Source organism: Pseudoalteromonas sp. Ps84H-4 (assembly GCF_024124645.1).
Lineage (GTDB): Bacteria > Pseudomonadota > Gammaproteobacteria > Enterobacterales > Alteromonadaceae > Pseudoalteromonas > Pseudoalteromonas lipolytica_C.
In genome coordinates this window covers 176939-190044 of the sequence record NZ_JAMXSK010000006.1, presented here as the reverse complement: position 1 = coordinate 190044, position 13106 = coordinate 176939, and the positions used below count along the sequence as shown (strand labels likewise).

Annotated in this window: 11 protein-coding genes; 2 read left to right on the top strand and 9 right to left on the bottom strand. The window is 40.5% G+C overall.

The genetic code is table 11. The features are described 5' to 3' along the window. Nucleotides 1-83: 83 nt before the first annotated feature. The 4 genes from NH454_RS08305 to NH454_RS08290 all read right to left on the bottom strand — a co-directional run bounded on the left by NH454_RS08305 (nucleotide 84) and on the right by NH454_RS08290 (nucleotide 3248). Nucleotides 84-287 carry a hypothetical protein gene (locus NH454_RS08305; protein ID WP_253038690.1) on the bottom strand — a complete coding sequence of 68 codons (204 nt, stop codon included), beginning with the start codon at nucleotides 285-287 and terminating at the stop codon, nucleotides 84-86. A 162-nt stretch (nucleotides 288-449) separates the two neighbouring features. Further along, nucleotides 450-1658, bottom strand: a complete 1209-nt coding sequence (locus NH454_RS08300) for an ABC transporter permease (RefSeq protein WP_199526534.1) — start codon at nucleotides 1656-1658, stop codon at nucleotides 450-452. Further along, complete coding sequence (locus NH454_RS08295) at nucleotides 1651-2439, bottom strand: ATP-binding cassette domain-containing protein (RefSeq protein ID WP_199526535.1); 789 nt, start codon at nucleotides 2437-2439, stop codon at nucleotides 1651-1653. Before NH454_RS08295 ends, NH454_RS08300 begins: the two co-directional genes overlap by 8 nt. Next, nucleotides 2436-3248: a DUF3025 domain-containing protein gene (locus tag NH454_RS08290; RefSeq protein ID WP_235382159.1), complete on the bottom strand. Its 813-nt coding sequence runs from the start codon at nucleotides 3246-3248 to the stop codon at nucleotides 2436-2438. Before NH454_RS08290 ends, NH454_RS08295 begins: the two co-directional genes overlap by 4 nt. Before the next feature lie 111 nt (nucleotides 3249-3359). Here NH454_RS08290 and NH454_RS08285 point away from each other — a divergent pair, with 111 nt between their 5' ends. Continuing rightward, the gene (locus tag NH454_RS08285; RefSeq protein ID WP_135924414.1) at nucleotides 3360-4985 is read left to right on the top strand and encodes a M28 family metallopeptidase; all 1626 of its coding nucleotides are present in this window, start codon (nucleotides 3360-3362) and stop codon (nucleotides 4983-4985) included. Nucleotides 4986-5056: 71 nt separating this feature from the next. Then, nucleotides 5057-6232 carry a putative manganese transporter gene (locus NH454_RS08280; protein WP_235382160.1) on the top strand — a complete coding sequence of 392 codons (1176 nt, stop codon included), beginning with the start codon at nucleotides 5057-5059 and terminating at the stop codon, nucleotides 6230-6232. A gap of 57 nt (nucleotides 6233-6289) precedes the next feature. On the opposite strand, the gene NH454_RS08275 is transcribed toward NH454_RS08280, so the two are convergent. From NH454_RS08275 to pgm, 5 genes are all read right to left on the bottom strand, one after another. Then, on the bottom strand, nucleotides 6290-7861 hold the full coding sequence (locus NH454_RS08275; protein ID WP_235382161.1) for a dihydrolipoyllysine-residue acetyltransferase: 1572 nt from the start codon (nucleotides 7859-7861) through the stop codon (nucleotides 6290-6292). An 8-nt stretch (nucleotides 7862-7869) separates the two neighbouring features. Continuing rightward, nucleotides 7870-8847: an alpha-ketoacid dehydrogenase subunit beta gene (locus NH454_RS08270; RefSeq protein ID WP_135924411.1), complete on the bottom strand. Its 978-nt coding sequence runs from the start codon at nucleotides 8845-8847 to the stop codon at nucleotides 7870-7872. Then, complete coding sequence (locus NH454_RS08265; protein ID WP_235382162.1) at nucleotides 8847-10061, bottom strand: thiamine pyrophosphate-dependent dehydrogenase E1 component subunit alpha; 1215 nt, start codon at nucleotides 10059-10061, stop codon at nucleotides 8847-8849. Before NH454_RS08265 ends, NH454_RS08270 begins: the two co-directional genes overlap by 1 nt. A gap of 270 nt (nucleotides 10062-10331) precedes the next feature. Next, nucleotides 10332-11387, bottom strand: a complete 1056-nt coding sequence (gene astE, locus NH454_RS08260; RefSeq protein WP_235382163.1) for a succinylglutamate desuccinylase — start codon at nucleotides 11385-11387, stop codon at nucleotides 10332-10334. Between the two features lie 79 nt (nucleotides 11388-11466). Beyond that, nucleotides 11467-13104: a phosphoglucomutase (alpha-D-glucose-1,6-bisphosphate-dependent) gene (gene pgm / locus NH454_RS08255; protein ID WP_235382164.1), complete on the bottom strand. Its 1638-nt coding sequence runs from the start codon at nucleotides 13102-13104 to the stop codon at nucleotides 11467-11469. Between the last annotated feature and the right edge of the window lie 2 nt (nucleotides 13105-13106).

Here is a 13106-nt window from a genome sequence, read left to right as displayed (position 1 = left end):
TCGATCAACTGCTTGTAACTCATGGTATCTACTCTTGTTTTTTGGCGATTACAGAGTACCACCAACAGGCAGTTGATCTCTTCTCACCGTTTAACCATGAGTGGTGCACTTATTATCTGAATTCGGGGTTCTCTTTGCATCTTTATTTGAGTACGTTCAAATAATTGTTCACGCAGCGAGTATTCGTATTGTACTGTGATTAAGCCTGCCGCGATTACTAACACAAACAAGGTAATAATGGGGATTTTATGGCGACTAAAAATACGTCCCGGCTGTACATAGTCCATTTAATCAATTGCCTATTATGCGAGTCTTCCTTCAGTATAGGTCAAAATCATAATAATAAAGATTGATCGTAAATAAAAAACAAAACCACTAAGACGTATTTTTACTTTCACACAGACAAAAAAAGCACCGCTGCGGTGCTCTTTTATTAGCCAGAATTTTGACTAGCGGAACAGTACATCCTCTTTATTAAACCATTTAACACAAAACGCGAGTAATGCACCTGCCACAATGACTGTCGCTAAGAAAATTAACCCCACTAATGTGTAATCAACTGTGCCTTTAATGATTTCTTTTATTGCCAACGCAACGTTTGTCACTGGAATAAAAGCGGTTTTGCTCGTCAGTTCAACATTCGGCATTAAAGCAACCATAATTGGAAAAATGACACCCATGCTTAGTGGTGCCATGTAGTTTTGTGCTTCTTTAAAGGTTCGCGCATAAATAGAAATAGCCAGCGCTAATGATGAGAAGATTGCAGCTATAGGCAATAACAACACAAAAATCAGCCCTAAATCTAATACCGTTAAAGAGCTAAATGCGTTTTTAACAACAGCTAAATCAACAAACGCAATTGCAACCGCGATCCATATTCCCATACTCAATACAGTAATTGTCGTTGTTGCAATCGATGACGCTAATAAAGTAATAAACTTACCAAGTACCAATTGAGTGCGTGTTATTGGTGTTAGTAGCAGAGTTTCTAACGTTCCACGTTCTTTTTCACCAGCACCTAAATCAATCGCAGGATACGTTGCGCCCATCAATACCAGAGGAATAAGTAGATAAGGAATAAACCCACCTATTTTCTCACCCAGATTTTCACGTTTATCTGCGGTATCAACCTTTACAACTTTGATAGGCTCGATAATGGCAGCTTGTTGCTGCTCAGATACGCCAAAGCTTAACAGTTTTGTCGTGCGCAGTTTATCACCATACTCTTTTGCAAGCTCTTTAACGCGGTCAAACAAAAAGTTTATTGCCTTAGCGTCGTTATATACAACTTGCCATTCGCTTTGCTTGGCATCATCTAGTGTTTGCTTTGCGTCTGACGGTAAATAGATACCCATATCGATGGTGCCTGCTTTTACCGCATTAGTGAGGTCTTCTACGCTATTAAAGGTTTCGTCGCCTTTATATAAAGTAAAGCTTTTGTGGTAAAACACCTTATCTGTAAACTCTTGCGCGTAGTTACCATTAATAATTGCGTAGGTGTGCACTTCTTGCTCGGCCTCAAGTGCCGCTTGCGAGCTAATAAATGCCATAACAGCAAATAACAGTGGGAATATAGCAACCGGAAGAGCAACGACGAATATCAAGGTTTTACGGTCACGTAGCAGCTCTTTTAATTCCTTTTTAAATACTTCAAACATCACGGCTCTCCGTTAAAATATTCATAAACGCTTGGTTTAGCTCTTCGCTTTTACCCGTTTGTTTAAACTCATCTAAGGTGCCATCAAAACAGCTAATACCTTGATTAATTACCGCAACCCGATCGCAAAGTAACGCTACTTCATCTAAGTGGTGAGTTGAGAAAATAACCGGTGTACCCTGCTCTTTAAGGCGACGAATAAAGTTAATAACAGTTTGCGTAGTCATAATGTCTAAGCCAGTCGTTGGCTCATCAAGAATAACCACGTCAGGGTGATGAACAACAGCGCGAGCAATATTAGCTTTTTGTTTCATACCCGTTGAAAGGTTTTCGGCGCGTTTATCAATAAAGTTGTGCATATCAAGCAAGGTGAATAGCTCATCACAACGAGCAGCGACCGCTTTTTTACTCATGCCATGTAAACGGGCAAAATATTCTATGTTTTCTTTAACCGTCAAACGTCCGTATAAGCCAGTACTGCCAGACAGAAATCCAATTGATTTACGGCCAACTAATGGCTTTTTAACAATATCGTGCCCAGAGATAGTAATACTACCTTCATCTGGTTTTAAAGCTGTTGAAATCATTCTTAAAGTGGTCGTTTTGCCAGCACCATTTGGACCTAACAACCCTAACACTTCGCCCTTATTACATTGAAAGCTAACGTCTCTTACAGAATGAAAAAACTCTTTATCTTCACGGGGATCTATATTGTCCGTTTTATTTTTTTTATGATCTTTCGTTAGCTTAAACTTTTTCTTAAGCCCTGCGACTTCAATCATGTGCGTTTCCTTCGTTTCGGTCTAAAGTAATCGGTATTACTATAAAAATCTGGATTTTCATTGTCAGTCCACCAACCCGGCACACCTAACAATGGCAGCGGCGATAAATTTTTATTGTCCCGCAAGCAATCATCATTTTTTATCATCTCATAAAGACGTTGATCTAGATACGCATATTGCTCGCTTAAATCTTTACAAAATATGTCATCAGGAACAACAACAAACAAAGCCTTACCTGTTAGGCCTATATAAGGCTGAGTGAGCATTTCGTAATTAGCGTGACCAAACATATATGGCCTAATACTTTTCCCCCATTGTTGTCGCTGCTCAACAAACGCCTCTTGCCATTGGTGGTCGCGTAACAGCTGTTGCCAACTTTGTTCTGTAATTGCAAGCACGACACCACATTCATCAAATAAAGTCAGTGCGTTTCTATGTTTGCTCCGCTCTTTTAGACCGTGTAGTTTAATTTCTTCTATATGTTGATGATTGATCAGCGCTTTGGTTTTTGGGAATAAACACCAAATAAATCCGCCAAAAAGGTCGTGCCAATTTTTTTGTCTTGTTGGTACTTGCCCAGTTTCAAAGATAATTTGTTCGTAATAGCGAGTTTCGTCAGCAAATTTTTCATCTTCAACAAAACTAATAGCGGTGCCTTGTGATGTTTGTGCATTCAGATACTGACTAAACCAGTGACATGAAGGCCAATCTGATAGCTTATCTATATTAAATAGTGTTGCTAAATCAGCAAAGGCACCGGTTGTTAAGTATTGTGTAGACCACTGCTCGGGTGCGGTAAATCGTTTCATTGCGTAATATATTAACTTCTTGATGTATTGTGACTAGTTTACCGCAAAAACTGGTTCTCATTAATAGAACCTCATATACTAATGCCACCATAAAACAAAAAAAGAGCTATTATGAAACGCTATTTTCCAGTGACACTCCTTGCAAGTGCTATCATTGCAGGCTGTGCTTCAACAAGTATCACTTCAAATGATGTAGAAAAAGCCTATCAAAGCATTAACTCAGAGCAATTAGCTGAGCATATTAAAGTGTTGGCATCAGATGAGTTTGGCGGCCGTGCACCATCATCAAAAGGTGAAGAACTTACCCTTGCCTATTTAACTGAACAATTCAAAGCATTAGGTTTTGAGCCGGGTAACGGCGATAGTTTCTTACAAGAAGTACCGCTTGTTTCACTTGAAGCAGATTCAAACATGGTACTGACTATTGGTGGCAAAGATTACCAATACAAAAAAGACATGGTTATGGGCAGTAGCCGCATAAGTGCAAAAGAAAGTATTAAAGACTCAGAACTTGTGTTTGTTGGTTATGGTGTCAATGCACCTGAATACAACTGGAACGACTACGAAGGCCTGGACGTAAAAGGCAAAACAGTTGTCATGCTGGTAAACGATCCTGGTTTTGCGACTAAAAACCCTGATTTATTCACCGGTGATGCCATGACCTACTATGGTCGTTGGACATACAAATACGAAGAAGCGAGCCGTCAAGGTGCAGCAGGTGCAATTATCATTCACGAAACAGCACCAGCTTCTTACCCTTGGTCTGTTGTTGAAAACTCTTGGAGCGGCGAACAGTTTGGTTTCCAAAAAGAAAACAACAACATGGATCGTGTTGCTGTTGAAGGCTGGGTAACCACAGACGTTGCTAAAGAGTTATTCTCGAAAGCCGGTTTAGATTTCGACACCATGAAAGCAAATGCTGCAAAAGGTGCTTACCATGTTGATATGGGCGACCTAACAGCCAGCGTTGAAGTAAACAATACGATTAAAAAGTCAATTTCGTATAACTTTATCGCGACTTTACCGGGTAGCGAAAAGCCAGATGAGCACATCATTTATTCTGCTCATTGGGACCACCTTGGTACAGATAAAACCCGTAAAGGCGACCAAATCTATAATGGTGCCCACGATAATGCGACAGGCACTGCAGGTTTAATTGAAGTGGCAGAAGCGTTTGCAAGTTTACCAGAGCACCCTAGCCGCTCAATGACATTCTTAGCTGTCACGGCTGAAGAGCAAGGTTTACTTGGCTCTAAATATTATGCTGCAAACCCTGTGATCCCAGCTTCTCAAACTGTTGCAAACATCAATATGGATAGCTTGAACTTATTAGGTAAAGTGAAAGATATCAGTGTTGTTGGTATTGGCAAATCAGAAATGGATAGTCTGCTAGAAACAGCTGCAAAAGCACAAGGCCGTACAGTATCTGGCGACCCTAAACCGTCTTCAGGTGGTTACTATCGCTCTGATCACTTTGCATTTGCAAACATGGGTGTACCAGCAATGTATGCCGGTGGCGGTAGTGAAGCCCTTGATGAAGAAACAGCAAATTACCGTAAGCGTATGAGTTTAGTGCTTCGTGGTTGTTACCATCAGCCATGTGATCGTTACCGTGATGAATGGGATTTATCAGGTGCCGTTCAGGATCTTCAGTTATTCTATCAAGTAGGTTTTGATATCTCTGAGCGTAAAGAATGGCCTAAATGGAATGCTACTTCAGAGTTCCAACGCCAATAGATGCAAATGAGATTGATTATCATTAAAATCTAATTTACAGTGTAACCTGATTAATTTTTAGGTTGCACTGTATGCTCTCATTATCACAAACATCGAGTTTCATTCCTAAAAAAGTGAGGTGTTATATTACGGATAATAAACGCTTGTTTTTACCCCTTCTTTTGCTTGTCGCATTAGTAGTACCAACAACGCGTGAATTTACCCTTCAAGCTTTAAGTGATGCTTTTTTTCAAGTATCAGTATTTGTTGCAGCCACCTTATTAATCTATTACTACCTTATTGATCGCCTTCCTCAGTTACAGCTTAGCTATTTACGTGCTAAATCAGGCATTCTAGAAGTGAGTTTTGCTTCAATCTTAGGTGCTTTACCTGGCTGTGGGGGTGCCATTATTGTGGTAACCCAATTTACCAAAAAACAAGCTAGTTTTGGTTCTGTTGTTGCAGTCTTAACCGCAACCATGGGGGATGCTGCTTTTTTGCTATTAGCCACTCGCCCTCTTGATGGTTTATTAATGATGTTAATCGGTGTTGCTGTGGGCGTTATTAGCGGTCAGTTAGTTAATACATTTCATAAAGCTGATAAATTTCAACCTGATGAGGCAAGCGAATACACAGAACCGCCGCAGTGCCAACCAAGCGCTTTGAAATTTAGCCGCCCTGTTTGGAAATTGGCCCTAGTACCAAGCTTGATAGTTGCCTTTGTTATCGCCACCAATACCGACCTTAGCGTATTCGGTGATAGCGTTAATCAAGGTATCACCCTATTTGGCTCGATTATGGCGTTATTCACTGTAGTTGTATGGGCACTTTCATCTAAAGGCAGCAGTTATAAACAAGTAACCAGTGAAGAGGCTCCTTGTACGCCACCTTCAAAACTAACAAAGGTTTTAATGGACACCCACTTTGTTACGGCCTGGGTTGTCGCCAGTTTTATGCTTTTTGAAATTTTAGTTAATCTGGCTGGTATAAATTTGAGCGTATGGTTTTCTGACTACGCATATTTAGCACCGCTGGTGGCTGTAGCCATTGGTTTATTACCTGGTTGTGGGCCGCAAATTGTCGTAATGACACTCTATATTCAAGGTATTATTCCATTTAGCGCTATGGCAGCAAATGCAATTTCGAATGATGGCGACGCCCTATTCCCAGCAATCGCATTAGCACCAAAAGCAGCGTTAATGGCAACTGTGTATTCAACAATACCGGCACTGTTATTCGGTTATGGCTTGTACTTTTACGGAATATAATTTTTGCTTTAGATAATAAAAAACCAGCCGAGGCTGGTTTTTTAATGCTTATTAATGTTAGCTCATCGCCATCATCATTTTTGCAGGATCTTCTAAGTATGACTTCCACAAATTGTTGAAGCGGGCAATCGTTCCGCCATCAATCACGCGGTGGTCGCCAGACCAACTTACTTGCATAATAGCAGCTGAAATTACATTACCTTGTGCATCAAAACGAGGTAAATGCTGCAGTTTACCTAAAGCAACAATCGCTACTTCAGGTTTATTGATGATCGGGGTTGCAATTGTGCCGCCAATCGCACCGATGTTAGAAATGCTAATAGTGCCGCCTTTCAAATCATCTGGTGAAACACGACCATCACGTGCTGCTTCAGTTAAACGAGTAACCTCATTTGCAACATCTACAATGCTCTTTGACTGGCATGATTTAATGTTTGGTACTAGTAAACCAATCTTAGAATCAACCGCCATACCGATGTTATGATCATCAAAGTAAGTTAGCTCACTGCAATCATCATTTACTTGCGAGTTTAGTACTGGGAATTGCTTAATCGCTAACGACAGTGCTTTGATAAAGAACGGCATCATAGTGAGCTTAACGCCCTGTTGCTTATACTGCTCTTTAAGCTCACTGCGCATTGTAATTAGTTTAGTTAGGTCAATTTCATCACAGAAAGTAAAGTGAGGAATTGTCGAAACTGAAGCAACCATTTGCTTAGCCATTGCCGCTTTAATGCCTTTAATAGGCTCTACGCGACTGCCACCAGACACTGCTGTTACAGTTGCCGCTGGTTCTGCCGCTTTTGGCGCAGCTTGTTGTTGTGTTTCTTGGCTTGGTGTTTCGTTTAAGAAATCTTCGATATCTTGTTTGTAAATCCGGCCATTTTTACCAGAGCCTGGTACTTGCGTTAAATCAACATCTAGTTCGCGGGCTTTACGACGAACAGCAGGTGAAGCAACTGCTTTTTTGTTAAGTTGTTTAGTTGCGCTAGATGCAGGTGCTGGCTTTTCTGCAGATTTAGTCACTGCATTTGTTTGTGCTTTAACTACCGCAGAGCTTACATCAGGCTCTGCGCTTTGGCCCGCAATGCTCATTTGAAATAATGGGCTATGAACCGCTGCAATATCACCTTTTTGGTAATAAAGCTTTTTCACTTTACCTGTGTATTTAGCCGGAATTTGCACCAATGCTTTGTCTGTCATTACATCACACACAGCTTGGTCTTCAACGATTTCATCGCCTTCACTCACTAACCACTCAACAATTTCACACTCAACGATACCTTCACCGATATCTGGCAAAATGAAATCTTCTAAGTGCTCACCAGTCTCAGATGGTGCTTCAGTAGCCGCAGGAGCTTGAGCTTCTTCGCTTTGTGTTGGTGCTTCGCCATCAACATCCATTGCAAATAATGGCGCATGGACTTTCGCAATATCACCTTTGGCATAATATAGCTTGCTGATCACACCATCATGGACAGCTGGAATTTGCACAAGCGCTTTGTCGGTCATCACATCACAAATAGGCTGGTCTTCTTTTACAGCATCGCCCTCTGCAACTAACCACTCTACAATTTCACACTCTACGATGCCTTCGCCGATATCTGGCAAGATAAAATCTTTAGACATACTGACTCCTAAAACTCAACTGATTGCTTAATCGCAGCAAGCACTTTAAGTGCATCCGGCACATATTCTTTTTCAAGTGCTAATGGGTATGGCGTATCTAGGCCACACACGCGAGCAATTGGCGACTCAAGGTGTAAGAAACACTCTTGTTGAATTGTTGCAACGATTTCAGCCCCAAAACCATTAGTGATTGGTGCTTCGTGGCTAACGACTAAACGACCTGTTTTAGTCACTGATTTAGCGATTGTCTCAACATCCCAAGGTAAAATAGTACGTAAGTCGATAACTTCACAACTAATACCTTGTTCAGCTGCTTTTTTAGCCGCATCTTCAACGATTTCCATCTGTGCGCCCCAAGCAAGCAAAGTGACATCAGTGCCTTCTTGCACAACTTCAGCTTTGCCAAGTTCGATGCTGTAATCTTCTTCTGGTACTTCGCCCGTTGATGCACGGTATAAACGTTTTGGCTCAAAGAAAATAACAGGGTTATCATCTTTAATTGATGCACGAAGTAAGCCTTTTGCTTGATAAGGATTACGTGGCACAACTAACTTCAAACCCGGTGTATGAGCAAAATAGGCTTCTGGTGATTGTGAGTGATATAAACCACCTGCGATACCACCGCCATAAGGAGTACGAATTGTTAGATTGCCTACATTAAATTCATTACCACTGCGGTAACGGAATTTAGCTGATTCATTCACGATTTGGTCAAATGCAGGGAAAATATAATCTGCAAATTGAATTTCAGCTAAAGCAGGTGCACCAAACGCCGCTAAACCATTAGCAAAACCTAAAATACCTTGCTCAGTTAACGGTGTATTAAACACACGGTGCTTACCATATTTTTCTTGTAAGCCCGATGTTGCACGGAATACACCACCAAAATAACCAACGTCTTCACCAAAAATACATGCATTTGGATGCTCTGCCATGGTGATATCAAGGGCAGAGTTAATTGCATGAAGCATGTTCATTTTAGCCATTACTTTAATCTCCCAGCAGTTGTTGGATAAGCATCAGGATGCTGCAAAATGTGCTCTTTTAATTGTTCGTATTGTTTTTGCAGTGATGGGATTGGCTTATCATAAACATCAGAAATGAGATCTTCTAATGCTGGTTTTGCTACTTTTTCAGCACGCTTAAGCGCTGCTAAAATTTCTTCACGAATTGTTTCTTTGTCTTTTGCGTCTTGCGCTTCGTCTAACCAACCTTGTTTTAGTAACCAGTTACGGAAACGTTCGATTGGACAGCCTTTGTGTTTAGCTTCTTCGTCTTTGCTGCGGTAGCCGCTTGGGTCGTCACTCGTTGAATGAGCCCCTAAACGATAAGCGATTGATTCAATTAAAACTGGCTCACCATGTTTAGTGGCAATTTCACGTGCTTTTTTAGTTGCAGCATAAACTGCAAGGGCATCAGCACCATCAACACGGATTGTTTTAATACCATAACCGACACCACGAGAAGCAATACCATCCCCTTTAAATTGCTCATCAGCAGGGGTTGAAATCGCATAGCCATTATTACGAGCAAAAAAGATAACTGGCGCTTGGTGAACAGCAGCCATATTCAAGCCCGCATGAAAATCACCTTCTGAGGCTGCACCCTCACCAAAATAACAAATGGTGATGTTATCAATTGTGCTGTTTAACTCACCTGTTTGTTGGTCAATATGGCGAACTTTTTGACCATACGCATAACCTGTTGCTTGCGGAATTTGCGTACCAAGTGGTGATGAAATTGTCATGTAGTTAAGTTCGCGTGAGCCATAATGAATTGGCATTTGGCGACCTTTACCCAAATCTTTTTCGTTTGAAAACATTTGGTTCATGAATTGGTCAAGTGTAAAACCTCGGTATCGCAAAGCGGCTTGTTCACGGTATTGGGCCATGATCATATCGTTTTGGTCAAGCGCTGCTGCTGATGCGGTTACAGCCGCTTCTTCACCTAAACATTGCATATAAAAGCTTACACGACCCTGACGCTGTGCTGCTTGCATACGTTCATCAAGTGCTCGAATAAAACGCATTGTCTCGTATAAACGGATTGCGGTTGCTTTGTCGATATCGGGTGCGGTGGCACCTTCATGAATGTCGCCTTCCTCATTAAGAATACTTAATGTAGGGATCGTTAATGCGTGACCATCAATAAATGACAGATCATGATTAATGTTTAGCGATACGTTATTTGGATTACTCATAACCTACCTTCTTTCGTTGTCAGAAACCTACGCCACTGCCCTTATTTGTGTTTATTATCAGCATTTGCTGTAAGGATAAAGTTTGCGCAATATTCAATCTAATTAAATTAAACTGCCGTCACTTTACGTTAACGTAAGTTGTTATTCAACTAATCATAGACGAATAGATGAGAAATGGCTAAAAACGCATGGAAAGTTAACTATACAACAAAATAAACTCTTTATAGTCATATAGTTAACTTAATATAGATGGGTGTTAATGCAGAGATTTTAAATAAAGTTGCTATCAACTTGCATTGGGATAACGGTAAGCAAAGCACGCTGACCTAAGGCTACATCAGCGTTTGGGAAGATAATAGCTTCACCCTCTACCTCCGCTTCATATCTGGTCTGACCATCAATTGCCAATAATTCACCCTTTGCAAAACCGGTGAAGTTTTCTACATCATCAGCAAATGGGAAGCTAAAGTCTTCACACGTACGGTTTATTGTTCTATAAACTGAAAACAACTCAAAATCACCTGCATTAAATTCTTTATAATCCACCTTTTCTTGACTAATTAATGCAGTTAAAGTTTGTTTGGTTTTCTCGAATCGGCTCATGTCGTTTTCACCAAATGGCTTTACTTGACCAAGCTCTACCGTAAATGAATCAGCACCATGTACAAACGACGAGTAGTAACTAAACGTTGTTGCCGCTGATTTCATCATTAATACTGTGTTTACACCACAGCTGAGTAAAAATTGCAGCTGTGATTTTTTCCACGGTTTTCCATGTAAGAATGGGTATACAGCAAACTTTTCATTTTTAGAGCCACGAATTGCAGTATGAAGGTCATAATGAAAACGCTCACTGTTGTGGTTGCCTCTTTGGAAAAAATCAGAAACAACATCCTCAAGCTGCTTTGCACGAACTCGCTCAGGGTTTGAAGCAATACCTTCTACAGTATGGTGACCGTTAAACAGGCGGTTTAGGTTTTCATCTACAAAGCGCTTACCGATATTAATCGACTTTGGATTACCAAAAATAAACAGTACACGCTGCTTAAGCGGCAGTTCTTCTTTAATAATTGCTCTAATTAATTGGTCACAAATTTCAATTGGCGCCGTTTCGTTGCCATGTATCGCACTTGAAAGAACAATATCTTTGTTTGTTTGCTGATTTGGTTGAAATTCAATGATGCCCGTATCATGAACTGTCACAGCAGTGCCATTTTCAAGGGTGAATGCACAAGGCTCAAGTGAAAATTCATTGTTACGGGTTAAGGTTAAAAAGTCGCCATTGCTTTTTAATTCGTCAAGATATGAAGGAATTGAATAGCTCATTGTCCTATCCTAAAAATACGTGAGAGTAGAATACAAAAACGGCTGAGAATCTCAGCCGTTTTAAAAGATAAAAATGAAATTAGCTAATTACTGAATCAACCAGTTTTTTCGCTTCTTTTTCTAGTAAAGCTAGATGTTCTTCACCTTTGAATGATTCTAGGTAAATTTTATAGATATCTTCTGTGCCTGATGGACGAGCTGCAAACCAACCATTTTCGGTAACAACCTTTAAACCACCAATAGCAGCATTATTGCCAGGTGCATGAGTTAGTTTTTGTTTAATAGCATCACCCGCTAAGGTACTGGCAATTACATCATCTGCTGATAACGCTTTTAGACGCGCTTTCTGCTGTGCATTAGCTGGGGCATCAATACGTTTATAGATAGGTGCACCAAACTCTTGCTCAAGTTCTTTATATAGCTGTGAAGGTGTTTTACCCGTTACTGCTAATATCTCAGCCGCTAGTAAACCTAAGATAAAACCGTCTTTGTCGGTGTTCCACACCGTACCATCGAAGCGCAAGAATGACGCCCCTGCACTTTCTTCACCACCAAAAGCAAGTGTCCCCTTGCTTAAGCCTTCAACAAACCATTTAAAGCCTACTGGTACTTCTTTTACTTCACGGTTATTACGTGCAACCACTTTATCAATCATGCCGCTAGATACGAGCGTTTTACCAATTGCAACATCTTTTGACCATTCACGGTTATTTAGTAAGTAGTCAATTGCAACCGCTAAAAAGTGATTTGGATTCATTAGACCATCAGGTGTAACAATGCCGTGACGGTCATAATCAGGGTCGTTACCGATACCAATATCGTAGTCATCTTTTAGAGCAATAAGATTAGTCATTGCATAAGGAGATGAACAATCCATACGGATTTTACCGTCTTTATCCAAAGGCATGAACGAGAATGTTGGATCAACAGACTTATTTACGACTGTTAAGTCTAAATTATATTTTTCGGCAATCACTGGCCAAAAGTTGATACCAGAGCCACCGAGTGGATCCACACCAATTTTGATTTTTGCATCGCTAATAGCTTTTAAATTAACAATGTTCGCTAAGTCATCGACATAAGGTGTTATTAAATCTTGGTATTTGATAAAGCCAGAACGTGATGCTTTAGCAAACGGAAATAACTCTACAGCAACTAAATCTTCAAGCAGTAATTGATTTGCTCTATCTTCGATCCATTTAGTAACGTCAGTATCAGCAGGTCCCCCATTCGGTGGATTATATTTAAAACCACCATCTTCAGGCGGGTTGTGTGACGGAGTTACAACGATACCATCGGCCAATTCATTTGGATTTTCTTTATTATGACAAACAACTGCGTGGCTGATCACTGGGGTTGGCGTATAGTCGTCATTCTCTTGAGTAATAACTTGCACTTCATTCGCAACCAACACTTCAATTGCTGAATTAAAAGCAGCTTCACTTAAAGCATGCGTATCTTTGCCAAGAAACAGAGGTCCAAAAATGTTATTTTCTTTACGATAATCACAAATTGCTTGAGTGATCGCTAATATATGCGATTCATTAAATTTTACATCGAATGAACAACCGCGGTGACCAGACGTACCAAAAGCAACGCAATGCTCTGGGTTTTGTTCAAGATCAGGTTCATTTAAGTAATAAGCAGAGATTAGTTTTGGAACATTTACTAAGCTCTGTTGTGGCGCAGGTTTCCCTGCCTCTGGATGAATCGCCATAT